Origin of the sequence: Streptomyces sp. NPDC058459 (genome assembly GCF_042721685.1) — a bacterium.
GTDB lineage: Bacteria > Actinomycetota > Actinomycetes > Streptomycetales > Streptomycetaceae > Streptomyces.
The window spans coordinates 1-22442 of the sequence record NZ_JBHXLV010000104.1 but is presented as its reverse complement, the minus strand read 5'-3'; the positions used below and the strand labels follow the sequence as shown (position 1 = coordinate 22442).

Genomic DNA, 22442 nt, shown 5'->3' with positions numbered 1-22442 from the left:
CCGGAGAGGTGCGGGCCGTCGCCTTGAAGCTACGGGACGTCACTGGTCGGCGTCGTCCTTCTTGTCGTCCGAGCCGTCCTCGCCCTCGATCACGGGGATGAGGGAGAGCTTGCCGCGGGAGTCGATCTCGGCGATCTCGACCTGGACCTTCTGGCCCACACCGAGGACGTCCTCGACGTTCTCCACGCGCTTGCCGCCGGCGAGCTTGCGGATCTGCGAGATGTGCAGCAGACCGTCCTTGCCGGGGAGCAGGGAGACGAACGCGCCGAAGGTGGTGGTCTTGACGACCGTACCCAGGTAGCGCTCGCCGACCTCGGGCATCGTCGGGTTGGCGATGCCGTTGATCGTGGCGCGGGCGGCCTCGGCGGACGGTCCGTCGACCGCGCCGATGTAGATCGTGCCGTCGTCCTCGATCGTGATGTCGGCGCCCGTGTCCTCCTGGATCTGGTTGATCATCTTGCCCTTGGGGCCGATGACCTCACCGATCTTGTCCACCGGGATCTTGACGGTGATGATCCGCGGGGCGTTCGGGGACATCTCGTCGGGCCGGTCGATGGCCTCCATCATCACGTCGAGGATGTGGAGACGGGCGTCGCGGGCCTGCTTGAGGGCCGCGGCCAGGACGGAGGCCGGGATGCCGTCCAGCTTGGTGTCGAGCTGGAGGGCGGTCACGAAGTCCTTCGTGCCGGCGACCTTGAAGTCCATGTCACCGAAGGCGTCCTCCGCACCGAGGATGTCGGTGAGGGTGACGTAGTGCGTCTCACCGTCGGCCTGCTCGGAGATCAGGCCCATGGCGATACCGGCGACGGGGGCCTTGAGCGGCACACCGGCGTTCAGCATGGACATGGTGGAGGCGCAGACCGAGCCCATGGACGTCGAACCGTTGGAGCCGAGGGCCTCGGACACCTGACGGATCGCGTACGGGAACTCCTCGCGCGTCGGCAGCACCGGCACGAGGGCGCGCTCGGCGAGGGCGCCGTGGCCGATCTCGCGGCGCTTCGGGGAGCCGACGCGGCCGGTCTCGCCGACGGAGTACGGCGGGAAGTTGTAGTTGTGCATGTAGCGCTTGCGGGTCACCGGGGAGAGGGTGTCCAGCTGCTGCTCCATACGGAGCATGTTCAGGGTGGTGATGCCCAGGATCTGGGTCTCGCCACGCTCGAACAGCGCCGAGCCGTGCACGCGCGGGATGGCCTCGACCTCGGCGGCGAGCGTACGGATGTCCGTGACGCCGCGGCCGTCGATGCGCTTCCTCTCCTTGATCACGCGCTCGCGGACCAGCTGCTTGGTCAGCGCGCGGTAAGCGGCGGAGATCTCCTTCTCGCGGCCCTCGAACTTCGGGAGCAGCTTGTCGGCGGCCAGACCCTTGACGCGGTCCAGCTCGGCCTCGCGCTCCTGCTTGCCCGCGATGGTGAGGGCCTGGGACAGCTCCGGCTGGACGGCCTTCTTCAGCGCCTCGTACACGTCGTCCTGGTAGTCCAGGAAGACCGGGAACTCGCCCTCGGGCTTGGCGGCCTTGGCGGCGAGGTCGGCCTGGGCGCGGCACAGCACCTTGATGAAGGGCTTGGCGGCCTCCAGACCGGCGGCGACGACCTCCTCGGTCGGCGCCTCGGCACCGCCCTCGACCAGCTTGATCGTCTGGTCGGTGGCCTCGGCCTCGACCATCATGATCGCCACGTCGCCGTCGTCCAGGACGCGGCCGGCGACCACCATGTCGAAGACGGCGTCCTCCAGCTCGGTGTGCGTCGGGAACGCGACCCACTGGCCGCGGATCAGCGCGACGCGGACGCCGCCGATCGGGCCGGAGAAGGGCAGGCCGGCCAGCTGCGTCGACGCGGAGGCGGCGTTGATCGCCACGACGTCGTAGAGGTGGTCGGGGTTGAGCGCCATGATCGTGGCGACGACCTGGATCTCGTTGCGCAGGCCCTTCTTGAAGGACGGGCGCAGCGGGCGGTCGATCAGGCGACAGGTGAGGATCGCGTCCTCGGAGGGGCGGCCCTCACGGCGGAAGAAGCTGCCGGGGATCTTGCCGGCGGCGTACATCCGCTCCTCGACGTCCACCGTGAGGGGGAAGAAGTCGAGCTGGTCCTTGGGGGACTTGGAGGCGGTGGTGGCCGACAGCACCATGGTGTCGTCGTCCAGGTACGCCACGGCGGAACCGGCGGCCTGCTTGGCCAGGCGGCCCGTCTCGAAGCGGATGGTGCGGGTGCCGAAGGAGCCGTTGTCGATGACGGCCTCGGCGTAGTGGGTCTCGTTCTCCACTAGCGTTTTCTCCTCGTCTTCGTCCCGCTCGCCCGTGTGGCGGGGGGACGGTGGTGGGAGAGGCGCTCCGGCTGGTGCGGGCCGGTCTTCGATCGAAGCACCCAGGGGGTTTCGTCTGCCCTGGGGGCCACTACCGAGGACCGGCGGCGGTGCGGTGCGCGTCTCCTCGTTCTGTTCCGTACGTGATGCGTTGTGCTGACACCCTACAAAGGGGGAGTGACAGTCCGCATGTTTCCGCACCTGCCGCGGGTGCGGGAGGCGGGCACGTACAGCAAAAAGGGAGCGGCTCCCGATCGGATCGGGAACCGCTCCCTCATGGCGACCTACTTGGCGCCGGCCGCGCCGCGGCGGATGCCGAGGCGGTCGACCAGGGCACGGAAGCGCTGGATGTCCTTCTTGGCCAGGTACTGCAGCAGGCGACGGCGCTGACCGACCAGGATCAGCAGACCACGGCGGGAGTGGTGGTCGTGCTTGTGGGCCTTGAGGTGCTCGGTCAGGTCGGAGATCCGGCGCGACAGCATGGCGACCTGGACCTCGGGGGAGCCGGTGTCGCCCTCCTTCTGGCCGAACTCGGCGATGATCTGCTTCTTCGTAGCGGCGTCGAGAGACACTCGTACTCCTCATGGTGGTTGCCGCCGAGTGCCCCCGGTCTGAATCGCGGGGGAGCTTCCGTTACTCGGGAGGCGGGGACTCGCCGGGCGCGGCCTCCGGAGCCGGGGCTCCGGGGGTGCGTACACGAACGGCCGTCACTCAGGGTACCAGGGCCTTCCGGGCCCTCTTCACGGTGGCTACCCGGCCATCGAGCGTACGTCCGCGAGGACACCGAGGGTGGCGAGGCACAAGGGGGCCAGGGCCAGGAGGACGGCGCCCTCGGCGAGGTCGAGGAAGCGGCCCCAGAAGGGTGACAGGCCCTTGCCCGGGACGATCAGGCCGACCGCGGTGATCAGTACGGCGCCCGCGGCGACGGCCGCCGTCAGCCAGGCGGTGCGCAGATCGAGGGCGCCGCGGTCCTGGTGGAGCACGAACTCGGTGAGGGCGTCGTGGGGCGGGTTCAGCGCGAGGCCGAGCAGCGGCAGCGCGACGGCGGCGAGGCCGGCGACCAGGACGCAGGCCACCTGGGCGGTGTAGCGGAACAGCCGCGCGCGGATCAGCATGGCGAGGCCGGTGGTGAGCGCGAGGAGCTGACCCCGGACGTCGTCGCGGAAGCCGAGGACGGCGGCGGAGGCGACGACCAGGGCCGCCGTGCCGCCGACGAGGCCGAGCAGCATCTCGTGCCCGCGCCGGGCCTGGGCCGCGACGAGGCCGGCGTCGAGCGGTGTGGCGTCGGCGCCCCGCGTGCCGTCCGGGTCGAAGGCGTCGTCGGTGGCGGAGTGCGGCGAGGCGTAGCCGATGGGCAGCCGGGCGAAGCGGGCGGAGAGGCCGGGCAGGAAGGCGACCAGGCCGATGGCGACGGGGGCGCACACGGCGGCGGTCGCGGTGGCCGAGGCGTCGGCGAGGAGAGCCACGAAGGTCGCGACGGTGCCGACGGCCGCCAGGAAGGAAGCGGCGACGAACGGGGCGTCCCCGCCCGGCGTGAGCGCCACCAGGGTGACCGACGCGATCAGTACGGCCACGCAGCCCAGCATGAACTGGAGCTTGCCCGGACCCTGGGCCTCCGGTGGACCGACGATCCCGGAGCCCGCGATCATCAGCAGCGGCAGCGCGCCGAGGCCCACGGCGACGGCCGCGCCCCGGTCGCCGTACACCCGGGCGCGGACCCCGGCGAACGCGGTGAGCAGGACGCCGAGACCGCCGGCGATGACGCCGGGCAGGCCGCTCATGTCGTGGCGTACGGGGTCGGCGTACCAGAGGACGAAGCCGGTCAGCAGGATGAGCAGGGCGCCGCCGGCGAGGCCCGCGACGCGCAGCAGGTCCTCGCTCCACAGGTGCCGGTCGCGGACGACGGCGGAGGCGACGGCGTCGGAGACGTCGTCGTGGACGGCGGGCGGCAGGGAGTCGGCGAAGGGGCGCAGGCTCAGCACCTCGCCGTCCAGGACGCCTTCGTCGGAGAGGGTGCGGGCGCTGTCGAGCACGCGGCCGTCGCGGCGGACGAGGTGGTAGCCGGCCGGGGTGCCGACCTCCTGGGTCTGGCCGGTCAGCCGCAGTATCTCCGGGTAGATGTCCGCGACGGCGATGTCGACCGGGAGTGCCACGTCGATACGGCTGTCGGGTGCCACGACGGTGACCCTGCTGAATCCCGTAGCCGCTGTCGTACTCACCTTCACAGACCCCCTGTTCGCGGATGCGCACGCTGCGGGCGTCACCCTACCGGGGCCGGATGTCAGTGGTGGCCAGTAGGATCGCCGGCAAGCGGAGGACGACCGTCGCCACGGGGGTGCCGGTGACCAGCCGATCGTCCGTGCAGGAGGACCGACGCTCCGGTGAGCCAGCTCGTCATCAAGCGCCCGCCTCGCGCTCTCCCGCCCGAAGTGTCCGCGGACGAGGTGCACTTGGAAGCTCCTCCCGAACTGCCGCGCGGGCAGCAGGAGGGCATGCTGATGCAGGTCCTGCCGACCCTCGGCATGGGCTCCTCCGTGGTGTTCTACTTCGCGTCCCCGAACGCCCATCCGTTCATGCGGATCATGGGTGTGGTCATGCTGATGTCCACGGCCGCGATGGTGGTCTCCCAGGTGGTCCGGCACCGTCGCGGTACGCAAGGGCAAATGGCCGACGTCCGCCGCGACTACCTCCGTTACCTGGCCCAGACCCGGCGCACGGTACGGAAGACCGCCCTGCGTCAGCGGGACGCGCAGCTCTATCTCCACCCCGCCCCGGAGCAGCTGTGGTCGCTGGTCGCCGAGGGCAGCCGGGTGTGGGAACGGCGCGTGGCGGACGAGGACTTCGGGCAGGTACGGGTCGGGCTGGGCCCGCAGGCGCTGGCCACACCCCTGACGGCGCCCCAGACGGCGCCCGTGGACCAGCTGGAGCCGCTGTGCGCCGGTGCCATGCAGCGCTTCCTTTCGGTGCATGGCCAGTTGGACGGGCTGCCGGTGGCGCTGTCGCTGCGCGCGTTCTACCACGTGACGGTCTCCGGTGATCAGGAGCGCGCCCAGTCCGCCGCGCGCGCCCTGGTGGCACAGGCGACGACCCTGCACTCCCCCGACGACCTGATCGTGGCCGTGGTGGCCTCGCGGGGCGCGGCGGAGCGCTGGGACTGGACGAAGTGGCTGCCGCACTGCCAGTTGCCGGGCCAGTTCGACGGCGCGGGCACCCGCAGGCTGTTCGGCGACGACCTCGGTGAGCTGGAGCGGTCGCTGGCCGGCCAACTGGCGGAGCGCCCCCGGTTCAGCCGGGGCGGGCAGCCGCTGCTGGACCAGCCGCACATCCTGGTGCTGCTGGACGGGGGCATGGTGCCGCCCTCGTCGGTGTTCGCTGCGGCCGAGGGCCTGCAGGGCGTGACGATCGTGGAGGTCGTCCCCGGCGAGCTGGACACCCCGCGCGGTGACCTCTCCATCGTGGTGCGCCCGGACCGGCTGCGTCTGGACTCCGGTGGCGACGTGGCCTTCGAGGGCACGCCCGACGGACTGTCGCTGCCCGCCGCCGAGGCGCTGGCCCGCCAGCTCGCCCCGCTGCGGATGGGCGGCGGGGACGACGACGAACCGCTGCTCTCCAACCTGGACTTCACCGACCTGCTCGGCCTCGGGGACGCCGCGTCGGTGGACGTCCGGCGCACCTGGCGGCCGCGGTCCATGCCGGAGCGGCTGCGGGTGCCGATCGGCGTCGGTGAGGACGGCCAGCCGGTGATGCTGGACCTTAAGGAGGCCGCGCAGGACGGCATGGGCCCGCACGGCCTGTGCGTGGGCGCGACCGGCTCCGGCAAGTCGGAGCTGCTGCGCACCCTGGTGCTGGGGCTCGCGGTCACGCACTCCTCGGAGACGCTGAACTTCGTCCTCGCGGACTTCAAGGGCGGCGCGACCTTCGCGGGCATGTCCCAGATGCCGCATGTCGCGGCCGTGATCACCAACCTCTCCGACGACCTCACCCTGGTCGACCGCATGGGCGACGCGATCCGGGGTGAACTCCAGCGCCGCCAGGAGCTGCTGCGTGCGGCGGGCAACTACGCGGGCATCCACGACTACGAGAAGGCGCGCGCGGCCGGTGCCCCGCTGGAGCCGCTGGCCTCGCTCGTCCTGGTGATCGACGAGTTCAGTGAACTCCTCACCGCCAAGCCCGACTTCATCGACATGTTCATCCAGATCGGCCGGATCGGCCGCTCCCTGGGTGTGCATCTGCTGCTGGCCTCGCAGCGGCTGGAGGAGGGGCGGCTGCGCGGTCTCGACACGTATCTGTCGTACCGGATCGGGCTGCGGACGTTCTCGGCGGCCGAGTCGCGGGCGGCGCTCGGCGTGCCGGACGCGTATCACCTGCCCTCGGTGCCAGGTTCCGGGTATCTGAAGTTCGGCACGGACGAGATGACGCGCTTCAAGGCGGCGTACGTCTCGGGCACGTACCGCGCGGACGGGGCCGAGGTCACGCAGGGCAGCGCGCCCGTCGAGCGCCGTCCGGCGCGGTTCACGGCGCTGCCGGTGCCGCTGGCGTACGCGGCGCCCGATCCGGCCGGGGAGCTCGTGCGGGCCGCCCGCGCGGAGGACGACGCGCTCGCGGACACCGTGCTGGACGTGGTCGTGCGGCGGCTCGAGGGTCAGGGCGTGCCCGCGCACCAGGTGTGGCTGCCCCCGCTGGAGGAGGCGTCCGCGCTGGACCAGCTGCTGCCCGCGCTGTCGGTGTCGCCGGAGCGGGGCCTGCACGCGCCGGAGTACCCGCGTGCGGGCACGCTCTCCGTTCCGCTGGGCCTGATCGACAAGCCCTTCGAGCAGAAGCGCGAGGTGCTGTACCGGGACTTCTCCGGCGCGGCCGGCCACATGATGGTCGTGGGCGGTCCGCAGTCCGGCAAGTCGACGCTGCTGCGCTCGCTGGTCACGTCGTTCGCGCTGACCCACACCCCGCTGGAGACGCAGTTCTACTGCCTGGACTTCGGCGGCGGGGGCCTCGCCTCGCTGGCGGACCTCCCGCATGTGGGCGGGGTCGCGTCCCGGCTGGACCCGGAGCGGGTACGCCGTACGGTCGCGGAGGTCGCGGGCATCCTCAACCGGCGCGAGCAGTTCTTCCGCACCAGCGGCATCGACTCCGTCGCCACGTACCGCAGGCGCCGCGCGGCGGGCGAGCTGCCGGGCGAGGCGTGGGGGGACGTGTTCCTGGTCATCGACGGCTGGGGCAACTTCAAGACCGAGTACGAGGGCCTGGAGGGGGTCGTCAACGACATCGCCGGCCGGGGTCTCGGCTACGGCGTCCATGTCGTCGTCTCCGCGTCCCGCTACATGGAGGTCCGCGCGGCCCTCAAGGACCAGATCCTGAGCCGGCTGGAGCTGCGGCTCGGTGACCCGATGGACTCCGAGTTCGACCGGAAGGTCGCGGTGAGCGTCCCGGCGGGTGTGCCCGGCCGCGGTCAGGTCCCGGAGAAGCTGCACTTCATGACGGCGCTGCCCCGTATCGACGGCTTCTCGTCGGCGGGCGACCTGTCCGAGGCGACGGCCGCGCTGGTCCAGCGGATCAAGGCCGGCTGGCAGGGGCCCGCCGCTCCCACGGTGCGGCTGCTGCCGCGCAGGCTGCCGGCCGACCAGCTGCCCAAGGGCTTCGAGTTCCCGCAGGCCGGCATCGCCATCGGCATCGACGAGGCCAACCTGGAGCCGGTCTTCGTCGACCTGGACACCGACCCGTTCTTCCTGGTCTTCGGGGAGAGCGAGTCCGGCAAGACGAACCTGCTGCGGCTGATCGCCAAGCAGATCGCCGAGCGGTACACCCCGGCCGAGGCCCGCATCGTCGTCGGCGACTACCGGCGCACCATGCTGGAGGCGGTCCCGGAGGAGCACCTCCTCGAGTACGCGCCGATGGCCTCCGCGATGCGGGTCCACATGGACGCGATCCGGCAGTTCATGGAGATGCGGGCACCGAAGCCGGACATCACCCCGCAGCAGTTGCGTGACCACAGCTGGTGGAGCGGCCCGCAGCTCTTCGTCATCGTCGACGACTACGAGCTGGTGGCGACCAACTCCGGCAATCCGCTTGCCCCGATGGTGGAGCATCTGCCCTTCGCGCGGGACGTCGGCGTGAAGTTCGTCATCGCCCGCAGCCAGGCCGGCGCCTCGCGCGCCATGTACGAGTCGTTCATGCAGCGGGTGAAGGAGCTCGGCGCGCAGGGCGTGGTCCTTTCGGGCGACCCCGGCGAGGGCGACATCCTCGGCACGGTACGGGCGCGTCCCATGCCGCCGGGCCGTGGCGTGTTCGTCTCCCGCAAGCGCGGAACGTCCCTTGTTCAACTGGGGTTGCTTCCGCAACGACACTAGAGTGACCGAAGGAAACCACGCCCGTTCCCGCGTTCGAACGAGCGGAGGAACGGGGATGAGCGCGGGGAGAACGGGGAGGCGGCTGAGGTGAGTTCGGACGGGGGCGGCGTTGCCGCGGGTTCGGGCGGCGGCGGTTCGGGCGGCCCGGAGGTGCCCGACACGGGGACGGACTTCGACACCCTGGCGGGGGTCAATCCGAACCTGGCGCTGGACATCCAGCACAACGCCATGAAGAGCTTCAAGAAGCGGGTCGACGCGCTGCTCGTCGAGCTGGACAAGTCGGAGGCGGCACCGGGCAAGGTCGGCGAGGACCGCCTGCCGCGGGCCCGGCTCGGGGCGTCCACCTTCAAGGAGGCGCAGTTCCTCCACGACTCTTACACCATCGTCCACGACGAGCTGGAGAACCTCTCCAAGGCCCTCAGCGCCCAGATAGAGAGCATGAGCCTCGCGGTCCACGCCTCCCGCGTGGGCTACGCGAACCTCGATGAGGACATCAAGGCGCGGATGCGGGCGGTGAACGCGGAGGCGGAGAAGTACTACGACGCTGAGCGGGATCCGTATGCGCGGCACCAGAAGAACTCGGACGCGCCGAAGGCCAAGGGAGCCCTCTGATGAGCGAGCAGCCGGAGCAGCCCCAGCCGAAGCTCAGCCGTACGGACTTCGAGTCCATGACGCACGAGCAGCTCGCGGCGATGCTGGACTCCGCCGACACGGTATCCGTGGCCATTATCGCGACCAGGCTGTCCGACGCCGCATCGACGATCACCAAGATCGGCGAGGACTTGATGAAGCACGTCAAGAACCTGGAGTGGCAGGGTAAGGCGGGCGATTCGTTCCGCGACTGGGGCGGCCACACCGCGAGCTCCACACTACGGCTGGGCGACTACGCGGGCGCGGCCTCCCGGTTGATGGGCGAGGTCTCGTACGCCATCGGTGAAGCGAAATCGCGCATGCCGAACCTTGAGGAGACTGCCTCAGCGAAGGCCGTACTGGTTGACGCCCACAAAACGATCGACGCCGCGAAGCAGCCGGGAGCCCGGAACGACCCTGATGCCCGCAAGGCAGCCGCGACCGCCCATTCCGATGCGACGGCCGCGCAGGCCCATATCGACGCCGCCCGCCAGGACGCCATCCAACAGATGCGGAAACTGGCAGGGGCGTACGAGCATTCAGCAACGCTGATAAACAGCGTCACGCCACCTACGTTCGCGCCGGCGGCAGGGCGCGCCGCACCCGGCGACTGGTGGATCGGTGATGAGAGCGCGGTCGCTATCGGACCCTCCCATTCCGCCGAGCAAGCGTCTCCCGGCGCGGCCAGTCCCGCGGCGCACCACAGGGCGGTTGTGCGGCCGACTGCCGCCCACGATGCTTCGGCGGGCCCTGTCCTCGAAGTCCCGGTACATCCACATGGCCACACCCCGGTTCATCCCGAACCCGTGTCCCTGAACATCGATAGTGCCGACACACTCCCACGCACGTCGACGCCACCGCTCACCGCGCCGCCGGTGGGTCCGGTCCAGCCGCCGCGTGAGCTGTCGACGCCGGGGCTGCCGGTCGGTCTGCCGCCGACTTTCACCGGAGGCGGCCGAGCTTCCGGCGCGGAGTCGCTGACACGTGGGCCCGGCGCCGGTCGAGTCCCGCAGGTACCCGGTCTGGCAAGGCCGATCGAAGGTCTGCCGCGCATGCCTCGGGACTCGGCGATCATCGGAGGTCGGCAGGTCAACGCGAACGGCCGCCCCGCGAACGGAATTCCGCGGGGAAACGTCATCGGAGGTGAGAACGGGCAGGGCCGCGCACCGCTCGGCCGCACCCTCTATCCCGGCTCCACCGAGGGGGCTCGCTCCGCAGGAGGCATGAACTCCGGTCGTCGGCTCGCGTCCGGGACCGGCAGTGTCCTCGGTGGGCGTACCGGCCAGCCGGGTCGCTCAGGCAGTCGTCCATTCACCTCGGGGGGCTCCGGACTCGTTCGCCCCACGGCCATGGGCGCCGATCAGACGCAGACCGCCCAGGCGGGTCGCACCGGCATCCCGGGCAGGGTCGCAGACACGAGCAAGTCACAGCAGCGTGACAGGCGGCCGGACTACCTCGTGGAGGACGAGGAGACCTGGACCAGAGACGGGCGCCGGCCCCTTCCCCCCGTGGTCGACTGAGTCCGCGCCCACCAACCCCGGGAAGGCACATGCGTACCAGAGGCAGGAAGCGTCATCGAGTCACCTCCATGGCGTCGGCCACTCTCGGCCTGCTCCTCGTCGGACTCGCGGCCGGTCCGGCGCAGGCGGAGTCCATCCGGGAGCGGCAGTGGTACCTCGATGCCATGCACGCGCCGGAAATGTGGAAGTCCAGCACGGGGCGTGGGATGACGGTGGCCCTCATCGATTCCGGTGTCGATGGATCACTTCCGGATCTCAAGGGCCAGATCCTGGACGGTACGGACTTCTCCTCATTGCGCGGTGACGAGCACACCGATGTCGTGGGCCACGGCACGTCGATGGCCGCGATCATCGCGGCGACGGGAGCACGTGGCGGGCCGAACGCTTCGTGGGGTCTCGCACCGGGAGCGAAGATCCTGCCAATCCGAATGCTGGACAGCCAAGAGGTCAACGGCCGGATCGACGCCGATACGGTGTACTCGGAGAAGCTGACGCAGGCGATCCGCTGGGCCGCCGACTCCAAGGCTCAGATCATCAACATGTCGCTGGCGCTGAGCGACTCACGTGGTACCCACGACGTCGGCACTCCCGAGTTGACGGCTGCCGTCAAATACGCCCTGACCAAGGGAAAACTTCTGTTCGCCGGAGTCGGCAACAGGGGCGACAAGGAGAACCTGCCGTCCTATCCGGCCTCAACTCCCGGCGTGGTCGGGGTCGGGGCAGTGGATGAGGACGTCACGGTAGCCGACTTCTCTCAGACCGGACCTGAGGTCGACATCGCCGCTCCCGGCGTGGGCATGGTGCACGCCTGTACCTTGGAGACCGGATACTGCGAGTCGAAGGGCACCAGCGACGCCACCGCTATCGCCTCGGCCTCCGCAGCTCTCATCTGGTCCGCGCACCCCGACTGGACCAACAACCAGGTCCTGCGCGTCATGCTTGCCACTCTGGGCAAGTCCACGGACGGCGCAAACAGAAACGACTCTCTCGGCTACGGTGTCGTCCGCCCTCGACTCGCGTTCACCCAGCCCGTGGACCCCGGCCCCGCCGACGTGTACCCGCTCCCTGACCTGGCCGCAGCGGCCGCCAAGTCCCCCTCGCCCAAGGAGTCGAAGCCCACGGCACCCGCGAAGCACGCGAACGCGGCGCCGAAGTCGGGTGAGGGTGGAAACACCCTCCTCTGGGCCGGTGGAGGCGTCGTGGCGGTGCTGCTGATCGGGGCAGGAGTCACCCTGGCCGTACGCCGCTCCCGCCGCGCGGCGGCGGCAGCGGCAGCGGCCCCGCCGCCTCCCGCGTACCCCCCGTACGTCCCCGCCCAGAGCCCGCATCAGCACACAGAGCAGAACCCGTGAGCGGTCAGGTCTCACGACGCCGCGTCGAAACGCGACCTTGAGCAGCATGGTCGCGTTCGACGATCTCCTCCATGCCCGCCTGGTCAGCATGCAGGAATCCGTGAGACTGGACGGGAGACCGTCAAGGAGTCCGGCGACGCGGCGAAGGAAGCGGAGAGCATCCGGAACGTCCTTCGGGACGCGTATCGCGAGTTCGAGAAGATCTTCGATGACGCTCCCAGCCGGGGCGTGCGGATCGGCACTGGCGGGACGGTGAGCCGACTCGGCCATGGGCCGAGGGTGGAACAGGGAACCTCGATCACGTTCGTACCGGCATTCTGAGGTCACCTCATCGAGTGACAGACTGAGGGGCGCCCCCCGGGAAGCCGGGCGCCCCTCAGTGGGTCGTGGTCCGGCTCAGCCCATCAGCATGCGGAACCGGGCCGCGTTGCCCTGGTCGGTGTCCTGGTAGCCGACGACCGAGTCGTCGAGGAGCTTGGCGATGCGGGCGAGCTTCTGGGTCATCTGCTCCATCTGCTCGTCGCTGTCGTGCTGGATACCGGCGTAGGCGGTCTTCGCCTCGCCCTCCCAGGTCTCGGTGACGGCCTTGACCCGGCGCATGAGGGTCTCCAGCTGCTCGGACAGGCTCTTGGCCGTGTTGCGGACGTCGCCGGCGGCCTGGGTGACGGTGTCGTAATTGACCGCGGTGCGGTCCCCTGCGTAGCTCATGATGCGTCTCTCCCTCGTGGATGAGGTCTGCGGATCAGGCGAGGTCCGTGATGCGGCTGGTGACCTGGTAGGAGTTGTCGACCTTGCGGATGTCGGAGATCCGCTCCTGCTCCTGGTCGGTGAACCCGCCGACGCTCGCCCGCATCGCCTCCTCCAGGTCGACGAGGTCGTCCTGGAGCTTCCTGAGGTTCTTGTTCACGCCCTGCTGGACGGTGTCGAACTCCTTGCCCGCCGCGCCCTTCCAGCCGGCCTGGATCATGTCGACGACCCGGTTGAGGGACGTCACGCGCTCGCTCACCTGGTGGTGGAAGTCCCGGATGTCGTTCGCCAGTCCGGTGAGCGCGTGTGCGCTGAGGTCAACGCCCGAAGCCATGTTGCTTGCCCTCCTCTTGCTGCGACGGTGACCTTCACCACCGCGACGGGTCCGCCGGAACCGAAGTTCCGGCCCTCCTGGCGGGCAAGACCTGCTGCGTGTTCACGCGCCGCGTGGCCGCAGCGTCGCACCGCCCCCGTGCGGTACCACAGTCGTGGCACCCGCGGCCACTGTAGTCAGTTCGTCGGGCCCTTCCAACTGCAAAGTGCGGATGCGGGAGTTCCGGCTACCGGTACCGTGACGGCTACTGTCAACACACAGCGTTGAAACGTCGGAAAGGGGTCGCCGCGTCATGACGGAGACGGCTGAGGAGATGAAGGCGCGCAAGGATCGTGAGCGCGACGAGCTGTACGCCCTGGACATCTCCGGCGTCGAATGGCACTGCGCGCCCGGCGCCGAGGAGCATGAGGAGCGGGTGGAGATCGCCCATCTCCCGGACGGCGCCGTGGCCATGCGGTCCTCGCTCGAACCCGAGACCGTGCTGCGCTACACCGAGGCCGAGTGGCACGCCTTCGTACTCGGCGCGCGCGACGGGGAGTTCGACCTCGAGCCCACGGAGCGCAACGGCGGGCTGGCGGCCATCGAGGAGGCCCGGCGGGAGCGCGAGGCCGCTTCCGAGTAAGGGGTACCCCCTAAGAGGCGGGAGGTTTTCTGAGAAGCCTCCCGCCTCAGGGCAGCACCCCCACCGAACCCGCGCCCCGTACCGGGAGCACGGGGTTCTTCGTGTACGGAGCCGACGCCGCGGTGGTGGAGGATCAGCCCGTCGCCGCTGGCGCGTGGCGGGAGGCAGGGGCCGTAGCGGGTGTCCGAGGTGGACGCCGGGGCCCGCGTCGAGGGCGGCCTGCGGCTTGGCGGGTGTCTCCAGTCACCTCGTCGGGTGCGGACTCGGTGCGGACTCGGTGTGGACGGACGGGGGCGGGCCGAAGCTCACGCCGCGGGGTCCTTCCGGCGCCGGCGGCGCAGGTCGCGCGTGACGATGGCCGTACCCGCGATGACGGCGACGAAAACGACGGCGATGCCGAGGACGTAGGTGGCGTAACGCCGGTCGCGTTCCTTGGGGGACTCGGCCAGCGAGAACGGCGCCACGTCGGGCACGGGGGCCTTGGACAGGCCGGGGTCGGGTGTCGGGCTGGCCGGTGCGGCGGCGAGGTCGGAGTCCTGGACGGCGCGTACGGGGTCGACGACGCCCCAGCCGACGAAGTTGTCGTGACCGTTGACCGGGCGTTCGGCGGTCTGTTCGATGCGGGTGACGATCTGGGCCGGACTCCAGTCGCGGTGCTTCTCCTTGAGGAGGGCGGCGACGCCCGCGACGAAGGGCGCCGAGAAGCTGGTGCCGTTGTCAGTGCACTGGCCGCCGCCGGGGACGGTGGACAGGATGTCCACGCCGGGCGCGGCGACACCGACGAAGGAGCCAGCCTGGGAGAAGGGGGCGCGTTCGTTGTCGCGGTCCGAGGAGGCGACGGCGAGGACGCCGGGGAAGGCGGCCGGGTAGGTGTTCTTGACCTGGCCGTCGAGTCCGTCGTTGCCGGCGGAGGCGACCACCACGGTCCCGCGCGCGAGGGCCCGGCGTACGGCCGCGCCCAGCGCGGAGGTGCCGGAGAGCGGCTTGGTGGTGTCCTGGGAGATGTTGATGACATCGGCGCCCTTGGCCACGGCGTGGTCGATCGCCTGGGCCATCGAGTCGGAGTCGCCGCTGTTCCGGGCGTCGTTCTGCCGGATCGGGATGATGGTGGCGCCCGGGGCGACGCCGACGAAGCCGGTGCCCGCGCGGGGGCGGGCCGCGATGATGCCGGCGACCTTGGTGCCGTGTCCGACCTGGTCGTCGGTGGGGTCGGCGTCCTTGCCCCTGGTCAGGAAGTCGCGGCCGAGCCCCTTGTCGACGGCCGGGGCGAGCTGGGGGTTCTCGGTGTCGACGCCGGTGTCGATGACGGCCACCTTGACGCCCTTGCCCTTGTCCGTGCCCCGCCACAGCTCGTCGAGCAGGACGCGCTGGAGGGACCAGGGGGTGCCCCTGACGGTCTTGGCGGGGAAGGTGCACTCGCCGCTGCCGTCCAGGCGGAGGGCGGGCGCGGGCGGGGCGGTGCCGAGGGTGGTCAGCAGTACGGCGGCGGTCAGCAGGGTCGCCTTCGCGGGCAGCACTCCTACGGCGCTCCTCATCGTGTCGTCGTCGCGTGGGAGGTGCGCGCTCACGAACCCTGCGGCTGGCGGGCGCCGTTGGTGTCGAGGCGGGGTCCCTTGGCGAGCAGTTCGGACCAGTCGGCGGGCACCTCGGCGGGCCGGACGTTCTCGTAGCCGAGCTTGACCTGGGCCTCGCTGGGCTCGGGGGTGCCGTCGGAGGACTTCTGGGCCTGGGCGCCGATGTCGGAGGCGCGGCTGTCGCTGTCGCCGTTGTTCTGGACGGCGTAGCGCAGGCCGGTGTCGGTGACCAGGAAGAGGCCGCCGGCGCCGGCGGCGGTGCCCTGGCTCTGGGTGTACAGCTCTCCGGTGCCGGGGGTGACATAGGTGCTGGTGCCGTCGGCGGTGACCTCGGCCGGGTAGTCCTTGCCCGCCCAGGTGCTGAGGGTGGTGGTGTTGTCGCCGGAGACGTCGCGGAGCACGCTGCACACGGTGTCGCGGCCGGAGTCGGAGCCGACGGCGTTGACTTGGTCCGCGCGCTGCCGGGGCCAGTCGGCGGGCTGTCCGGCGAAGGAGGTGGGGTCGGCGGTGAAGTCCTGGAGGCCGACGGTGCGCGCCTGGCCGTTCATGTCCAGCTCGGCGGTCTGGGGCGAGGTGATGAGCAGCCAGGCGGTGAAGTCGCTGACGGGCCGCACCTTGCCGGGCAGGACGACGTAGTGCCGGGTGCCTTCGCCGGTGTCGGTCCGCAGGACCATGCCGACCCTGTTCTCCTCGGGGGCGAGCCGGCCGGGGACGCGGGCGGGGTCGCCGACGCTCTCTGGGAGCCTCGGGAAGCTGATGGGGGCGCCCCGGTGGAGGGTGGCGAGCCAGCCCCTGGTGACGAGCTGGGGCAGGCGACCGCCGACGAGCGCGTTGGTGAGCGGGCCGGCCTCGGTACCGGTGAGGGCGTAGGCGGTGCCGCCCGCGTCCACGAGGTAGCGGGCGCCGGTGCGGGTCCTGACGTAGAGCACGTCGCCGCCGGAGAGGCGGCCGGCGCCGTCCGTCCGGGGGGCGTCGCGGTGGGCGAGGACGAAGGTGGCCTGCTGGACGGTCTCGCCCTTGCCGCCGGGCTGGTCGCACACGGCCCAGCGCTTGGCGGTGCCCGCGTCGTCGGCGGCGGGGAGCCGGTCGGGGGCGTAGGGGATGCCGAGGATGGGGCCGCGCGACAGCTTGCCCGAGTCGAGGATCTTGTCGCTGACCTGGATGACCTGGTAACCGGCGTCGTTCATCAGCAGGCGGGCGGAGGCGAGGTTGAGCACGGGGTGCAGCCGGTCGGTCTTCCCGGTCCTGAGGACGACGTACCGGGTGGTGGACTGTTTGCCGACGATGACGCGGGTGCCGGGCTTGTCCCAGCCGGCGGGCGCGGTGGGCTGGAACATGCCCCAGGCGCCGAAGACGGCCAGCGTCAGCGCGCCCGCGACCATGGTCGGTACGACGGCGCGCAGCGGTTTGGGGGCGCCTTCCTCGGACCCGGACGGCGAGGGCTGGAGAAAGGCCGCGAGGGTGCGCCTCTTCGCGAACGTGTAGGCGTTGAGTTCATCGCGCCGTGATGCCATAAGTGCCTGCTTCTCCCCGTTTTCGCAAGTCCGGGCACCGGTCCCGCGCCGCGATGTCAGACCGGCCCTCTACTATGCATGGTGGCCGCCGGTGCCGGTGGAGCGGGTAGGTCACCGGGGCCTTGGAGGGGCCCGAATGGGATGCCGGGACCTGTGAGTTGCGAGTGATGCGGGGGGATTCGGTGATGGCTTCCGGTACGCGGTCGCGCTTGCGGGGCCGGGCGCGGGCCGAGGAACCGCGCGTGCCCGAGCCGGAGCGTGGTGGGGGTCCGGCGGGGTCGCGGGCTCCGGCGAGCGCCGGCGGAGTCCACTTCCGGACGACGGGAGGGCAGGTCGGATCGTTTCGCCTGCAACGGCTCGTGCTGCTGGAGCTGGCCGTCGCCGTGCTGGTCACCGGCTGGGTGATCTCGCCGCTCGCGCTGATGCCCGCCGGGCTGGTCGCGGTGACGCTGGTGCTGCCGGCCGTGGTGCGCCGCCGGGGGCGCACGCTGCCCGAATGGCTGCTCACCGCGCGGGCGTTGAGGTCGCGTCAACAGCGCGCCCGGAACACACCCGTGCCGCCGGGCACGGAACCGGCGCTGGTACCGGCGCTCGAATGCGAGCCCGCGCTGCGGACCTACTCGTACGGGGTACGGGACCGGCGGCCGGTCGGGATGGCCGGCGACGGTACGTTCCTGACCGCCGTGCTCCAGGTGGAGGCCGACGCGACGGCCCTGCGCGCGGACCGCAACCGCCGGCCGCTGCCGCTGGCCCTGGTGCGGGACGCGCTGGAGGTCGACGGCATCCGGCTGGAGTCGGCCCAGGTGGTGCTGCACACCCAGCCCGCGCCCGCGCCGCAGCTGCCCCGGCAGTCGGTGGCCGTCGCCAACTACCTGCCGCTCCAGGAGCAGACGGGCGCTCCGGCGGTGCGGATCACCTGGATCGCGCTGAAGCTCGATCCCGAGCTGTGCGCGGAGGCGGTGGCCGCGCGCGGGGGCGGGGTCTCGGGGGCGCAGAAGTGCCTGGCGCGGGTCGCGGACCATCTGGCGAGCCGGCTGACGGGCGCGGGCATGCGGGCGACCATCCTCGACGAGCAGGAGCTGATCGGCGCGCTCGCGACCTCCGCCTGCGCCGATCCGCTGGTCACGGCGGAGGCCAGGCGCGGTGAGCGGCGTGAGCGGCGCACCGAGGAGTCGGGGCGCGGCTGGCGCTGCGACAACCGCCGGCACACCACGTACTGGATACGGCGCTGGCCCCGGCTGGGCGGTGAACGGGGCAAGACGCTGCCGCAGTTCGTCGCGCTGGTCACGGCGATTCCGGCGCTGGCCACGACCTTCAGTCTCACGCTCGCGCGTGCGGAGCGTCAGGAGGTGTCGCTGACCGGTCATCTGCGGGTGACGGGGCTCAGTGACGAGGAGCTGGTGGCCGCGCGCCGTTCGCTGGAGGGCGCGGCCCGGCACGCCGGCGCGGGGCTCGCCCGGCTGGACCGTGAGCAACTGCCGGGCATGCTGGCCACGTTGCCGCTGGGAGGCGCGCGATGACGAGCACACAGGCGACCACCGCACCGGAAGCGTCCCCGCGCGGACCGCGCCGGGCCGGGGACCGGCTGCGGCGGGGGTTCGGGCTGATCGGCCCCCGGCACGGCCGGCATCTCCTGCCCGCCGCACGGCTGGACGAACTGGCGCTGCCCATCGGGGACGACGGGGTCGTGGCCGGGGTGGACACCGAGGGGCGCCCGGCGGTGCTGGGCGTCAACCGGCCGACTCCGTACGACGTGGTGCTGATCGGCGGTCTGTGGACGGCGCAGGTGCTGGCGCTGCGCACGGCGGCCACGGGCGCGCGGGTGGCGGTGGAGACCGGGCGGCCGCAGTCGTGGATACGGATGGTGCATGCCATGGGCGGCGGTCAGAACGGGCTCTCGGTGTACGAGGTGGGCCGGGTGCCCCCGCAGGGCGCGTCCGCGGGCACGCCGGTGCTGGTGGTGCGGGACTGCGGGATGCGGCCGCCGCGCGGGCGGGTGGCGGCGGGTCCCTGGCAGTCGGTGGTGACGCTGCTGCCGTATCTCAGCCCGGTCGCGCCCCGGTTGCTGCGGCAGGCGCGGCTCGCCGGCATCCAGCGGGTCTCGCCGGACGAGGCCGCCGAGCTGGGGCGCACGATAGGGCTGTCGCGGGCCGAGGTGGAGTCGCTGCCGGGACTGCCGGACGGGGTCACCCTGTGGTGCGCCGACCGGGACCGGCAGTATGTGCTGACCCAGCCCACCGATGCCGAGATCGGCCTGCTGGGCGACCCGCGCCGGATGGACTGAACCGACCTTTCTCACCTGCTTTGTTCGCTTTCTGAGCGTCCTGAGCGTTCTGCGGGTCAACCGGGCCTGCCGGGGCGGGGCTTGTGGTGATTAGGCTGGGAGCGGGCGCGATGCCAGAACCCGTGGACGGTCGCCGTCCCTGGGGGAAGAACCGGTGAACCTGCTGCCGCTCGACCCGGTCGCCCCGGCACGCGATGAAAGTGCTCGACCACACCAGGAGGAACTGTGAGCAGCGATCGGGACGGTATGCGCGGGGGCTGGGCCACACCCGACGACGACCAGCCCGACGCGGAGTCGGCCGTCGAGAACACGGGCGAGTTCACCATCGACTACGCGCCGCCCGCCTGGTACACGCAGAACGCGTCGTCGTCCCCGGCGGGTGCCTCCGGCGGTGCGGCGGGTGAGGGTACGCATGGTGGCGGTACGCCCGGTACGGTGCCGCCGTTCCCCGCTACGCCGCCCGCACCTGGTGCGCCGTTCGCGCCGCCGGTGCCGCCGGTGCCGCCGGTGCCGCCCGTGCCACCCGTGCCACCCGTGCCGCCGGTCGGCAACCCCGTTCCGGGGGCGTCGCTGCCTACGGGGTTCGAGGCGCAGCAGTCCGAGGGTGTTCCGGCGTCCCCCGAGTCCGGGCCCGAACCCGAGCCGGAGAACGGGGACCTGGAGAGCGGCGCGACCATGCGCTTCTCCGCCGCGGCGCTGAAGCGGGAGATCGCGGAGCGCGAGGCGGCGGCCGAGGCTTCGGACTCCGCTGGTGAGCAGGCCGAGGACACGGAGGGTTCACGGGTCGCCGACGCGGCAGAGGGCGGCGACGACCGGCCGAGCGCCGACGCGCCCGAGCCCGCAGACGGCGCGGCCACAGGCGAGGCGGGGTCGCCTCAGGAGGAGCCTGTCGAGCCCGACGAGCCTGCCGGGGGCGGCGCCGAGCAGGGCACCGCCGAGAACGCCACCGAGGACACCGCACCGGAGGCCGAGGCCCCGAAGGGCGATGCCTCTGAGGCCGAAGCCCCGGGACCCGACGCCGAGCACAAGGACGCCCCACAGGCACCGGCCGCCGAGATCGCGGCCGCCGCACCCCCCGCCTGGGCTCCCCCGCCCGTCCCGCAGCAGGGCGTCCCCCCGCTGCCCCCGTCGTACCGGCCCGCCGCGCCCGCTCCGGCGGCGCAGTGGCCCGCGCAGGCAGGCCCCATGCCGGGCCGGCCGCCGCACGCGCCCCCGCAGGACCAGGCGCAGGTGCCTCCACAGCAGCCGCCGTTCCCGCCGCAGCCCGCACCCGCCGCCTGGGACCCGTCCGGCGACCCCGCGCGGACCACGGGCGCCAACCCGCCCACTCCTTCGCCCGGTTACGGCTTCCCACCCCAGCAGCACGCACCCCAGCCGCACCCACCCCAGCAGCCCCCGACGGGCCCCACCCCGCCCCCCGGCTACGGCTTCCCGCAACAGCAGACCAGCGCCCCGCAGCCCCCGACAGCCACCAACTCCCCCGCCGAACCGCCCCCTTACAGCTCCCCCCAGCAGCCCCCAGCCAGCCCCACCCCGCCCCCCGGCTACGGCTTCCCACAGCAGCAGGCCACCTCCTCCCAGCTGTCGGCGGACACCAACTCCCCTGGTGAGCAGCCCCCTTACGGCTTCCCTCACCAGTCCCCGACCGGCCCCACTCCACCCGCCGGCTACGGCTTCCCACAACAGCGGGCCGCTTCCCCGCAGCCCCCGACAGCCGCCGACTCCCCCGGTGAGCAGCCCCCCTACGGCTCCCCCCAGCAACCCCCGGCCGCCCCCAACCCACCCCCCGGCTACGGCTTCCCACAACACCGGACCACCGCCCCGCAGCCCCCCAACCCTCCTGCCCCGCAGGCCGGTTACGGCTTCCCGCAGGGTCCAGAGGGGCAGGTGCCGGACCCCCGGGCCGGTGCCGCGTGGCCGCAGCCCGTGCAGCACGACCAGCGGCAGCCGACGCATCCGGGTGCGGCGCCGCTCGGTTACACGGCGGCCGTGGAGCTGTCCTCCGACCGGCTGCTGAACAACAAGCGGCAGAAGACGCGCAGCGGACGCCCGGCGGCCGCGTCCCGGTTCAGGCTGGGCGGCAAGAAGGAGGAAGCGGAGCGGCAGCGCAAGCTGGAGCTGATCCGCACCCCGGTGCTGTCCTGCTACCGGATAGCGGTGATCAGCCTCAAGGGCGGCGTCGGCAAGACGACCACGACCACCGCGCTGGGCTCCACCCTGGCCTCGGAGCGGCAGGACAAGATCCTCGCCATCGACGCCAACCCGGACGCCGGCACGCTCGGCCGCCGGGTGCGCCGGGAGACCGGTGCGACCATCCGTGACCTGGTGCAGGCGATCCCGCATCTGAACTCGTACATGGACATCCGGCGGTTCACCTCGCAGGCGTCCTCCGGTCTGGAGATCATCGCCAATGACGTGGACCCTGCGGTCTCGACCACGTTCAACGACGAGGACTACCGGCGCGCGATCGACGTGCTGGGCAGGCAGTACCCGGTCATCCTGACCGACTCGGGCACCGGGCTGCTCTACAGCGCGATGCGCGGGGTGCTGGACCTCGCCGACCAGCTGATCATCATCTCCACCCCCTCGGTGGACGGTGCGAGCAGCGCCAGCACCACGCTGGACTGGCTGTCCGCGCACGGCTACGCCGACCTGGTCTCCCGCTCGATCACGGTGATCTCCGGGGTCCGCGAGACCGGCAAGATGATCAAGGTCGATGACATCGTGTCGCACTTCGAGCAGCGGTGCCGGGGTGTGGTCGTGGTGCCCTTCGACGAGCATCTGTCGGCCGGTGCCGAGGTGAACCTCGACATGATGCGGCCGAAGGTGCGCGAGGCGTACTTCACGCTCGCGGCGATGGTCGCCGAGGACTTCGTACGGCACCAGCAGGCGCACGGGCTGTGGACCAGGGACGGCAACCCGCCGCCGGTCGCGGCTCCGCCGCTGCCGGGGCAGCCGGGTCCCGGCCGGCCGTACCCGCGGCAGCCGGGCCAGCCGTTCGTACCGGGCCAGCAGCAGTACCCACCCCAGCAGCCGCAGTCGCAGCCGTACCCGCAGCAGCCGCAGCCCTACCCGCAGCAGCACCCCCAGGGCCAGCCGTACCCCCAGCAGCCCGGTCAGCCGCAGTACCCGCCGTACTCCGGTCACCCGCAGCCTCCCCAGGCTCCCCCGCAGCAGTAGGCGACGCGGCAGGCGAGAACGAAGGGCGGCCGGTGCTCAGCGC

The 22442-nt window shown here is 71.7% G+C and carries 15 protein-coding genes; 8 read left to right on the top strand and 7 right to left on the bottom strand.

Features of this window, described 5'->3' with window-relative positions:
• Window positions 1–39: 39 nt before the first annotated feature.
• The 3 genes from ACFWN1_RS19885 to eccD form a co-directional block, all read right to left on the bottom strand.
• On the bottom strand, window positions 40–2259 hold the full coding sequence (locus tag ACFWN1_RS19885) for a polyribonucleotide nucleotidyltransferase (RefSeq protein WP_384363614.1): 2220 nt from the start codon (window positions 2257–2259) through the stop codon (window positions 40–42).
• 323 nt (window positions 2260–2582) lie between these two features.
• The gene (rpsO, locus tag ACFWN1_RS19880; protein WP_030816847.1) at window positions 2583–2870 is read right to left on the bottom strand and encodes a 30S ribosomal protein S15; all 288 of its coding nucleotides are present in this window, start codon (window positions 2868–2870) and stop codon (window positions 2583–2585) included.
• Between the two features lie 177 nt (window positions 2871–3047).
• Window positions 3048–4517: a type VII secretion integral membrane protein EccD gene (gene eccD / locus ACFWN1_RS19875; RefSeq protein ID WP_384363612.1), complete on the bottom strand. Its 1470-nt coding sequence runs from the start codon at window positions 4515–4517 to the stop codon at window positions 3048–3050.
• 162 nt (window positions 4518–4679) lie between these two features.
• Between eccD and eccCa the strand changes: the two genes are divergently transcribed.
• The 4 genes from eccCa (at window position 4680) to mycP (ACFWN1_RS19855) (ending at window position 12144) form a co-directional block, all read left to right on the top strand.
• Window positions 4680–8642 carry a type VII secretion protein EccCa gene (gene eccCa, locus ACFWN1_RS19870; RefSeq protein ID WP_384363610.1) on the top strand — a complete coding sequence of 1321 codons (3963 nt, stop codon included), beginning with the start codon at window positions 4680–4682 and terminating at the stop codon, window positions 8640–8642.
• A gap of 87 nt (window positions 8643–8729) precedes the next feature.
• Window positions 8730–9254, top strand: a complete 525-nt coding sequence (locus tag ACFWN1_RS19865) for a hypothetical protein (RefSeq protein WP_384363608.1) — start codon at window positions 8730–8732, stop codon at window positions 9252–9254.
• The gene (locus ACFWN1_RS19860) at window positions 9254–10792 is read left to right on the top strand and encodes a hypothetical protein (RefSeq protein ID WP_384363606.1); all 1539 of its coding nucleotides are present in this window, start codon (window positions 9254–9256) and stop codon (window positions 10790–10792) included. Before ACFWN1_RS19865 ends, ACFWN1_RS19860 begins: the two co-directional genes overlap by 1 nt.
• 68 nt (window positions 10793–10860) lie before the next feature.
• Complete coding sequence (mycP, locus tag ACFWN1_RS19855; protein ID WP_384363604.1) at window positions 10861–12144, top strand: type VII secretion-associated serine protease mycosin; 1284 nt, start codon at window positions 10861–10863, stop codon at window positions 12142–12144.
• 396 nt (window positions 12145–12540) lie between these two features.
• Here the strand turns inward: mycP (ACFWN1_RS19855) and ACFWN1_RS19850 are convergent, their stop codons facing one another.
• The gene (locus ACFWN1_RS19850) at window positions 12541–12852 is read right to left on the bottom strand and encodes a WXG100 family type VII secretion target (RefSeq protein WP_384363602.1); all 312 of its coding nucleotides are present in this window, start codon (window positions 12850–12852) and stop codon (window positions 12541–12543) included.
• Window positions 12853–12886: 34 nt separating this feature from the next.
• On the bottom strand, window positions 12887–13225 hold the full coding sequence (locus ACFWN1_RS19845; protein ID WP_384363600.1) for a WXG100 family type VII secretion target: 339 nt from the start codon (window positions 13223–13225) through the stop codon (window positions 12887–12889).
• Between the two features lie 292 nt (window positions 13226–13517).
• On the opposite strand from ACFWN1_RS19845, the gene ACFWN1_RS19840 reads away from it, so the two are divergent.
• Window positions 13518–13847: a DUF397 domain-containing protein gene (locus ACFWN1_RS19840; RefSeq protein WP_384363598.1), complete on the top strand. Its 330-nt coding sequence runs from the start codon at window positions 13518–13520 to the stop codon at window positions 13845–13847.
• Between the two features lie 305 nt (window positions 13848–14152).
• Here ACFWN1_RS19840 and mycP (ACFWN1_RS19835) read toward each other — a convergent pair whose 3' ends face one another.
• A complete protein-coding gene (mycP, locus tag ACFWN1_RS19835) occupies window positions 14153–15382 on the bottom strand; it encodes a type VII secretion-associated serine protease mycosin (RefSeq protein ID WP_384363596.1) in 1230 nt (409 codons plus the stop codon).
• Window positions 15383–15411: 29 nt separating this feature from the next.
• Window positions 15412–16935 (bottom strand): type VII secretion protein EccB, encoded by a 1524-nt coding sequence (gene eccB, locus ACFWN1_RS19830; RefSeq protein ID WP_384363594.1) that lies wholly within the window; start codon window positions 16933–16935, stop codon window positions 15412–15414.
• 185 nt (window positions 16936–17120) lie between these two features.
• Here eccB and eccE point away from each other — a divergent pair, with 185 nt between their 5' ends.
• The 3 genes from eccE (at window position 17121) to ACFWN1_RS19815 (ending at window position 22399) form a co-directional block, all read left to right on the top strand.
• Window positions 17121–18455, top strand: a complete 1335-nt coding sequence (gene eccE / locus ACFWN1_RS19825; RefSeq protein ID WP_384363593.1) for a type VII secretion protein EccE — start codon at window positions 17121–17123, stop codon at window positions 18453–18455.
• Window positions 18452–19219 carry a hypothetical protein gene (locus tag ACFWN1_RS19820; RefSeq protein ID WP_384363591.1) on the top strand — a complete coding sequence of 256 codons (768 nt, stop codon included), beginning with the start codon at window positions 18452–18454 and terminating at the stop codon, window positions 19217–19219. Before eccE ends, ACFWN1_RS19820 begins: the two co-directional genes overlap by 4 nt.
• A 225-nt stretch (window positions 19220–19444) precedes the next feature.
• Entirely contained in the window at window positions 19445–22399 is a 2955-nt protein-coding gene (locus ACFWN1_RS19815; protein ID WP_384363589.1) for an SCO5717 family growth-regulating ATPase, read from the top strand.
• The last annotated feature ends 43 nt before the right edge of the window (window positions 22400–22442 follow it).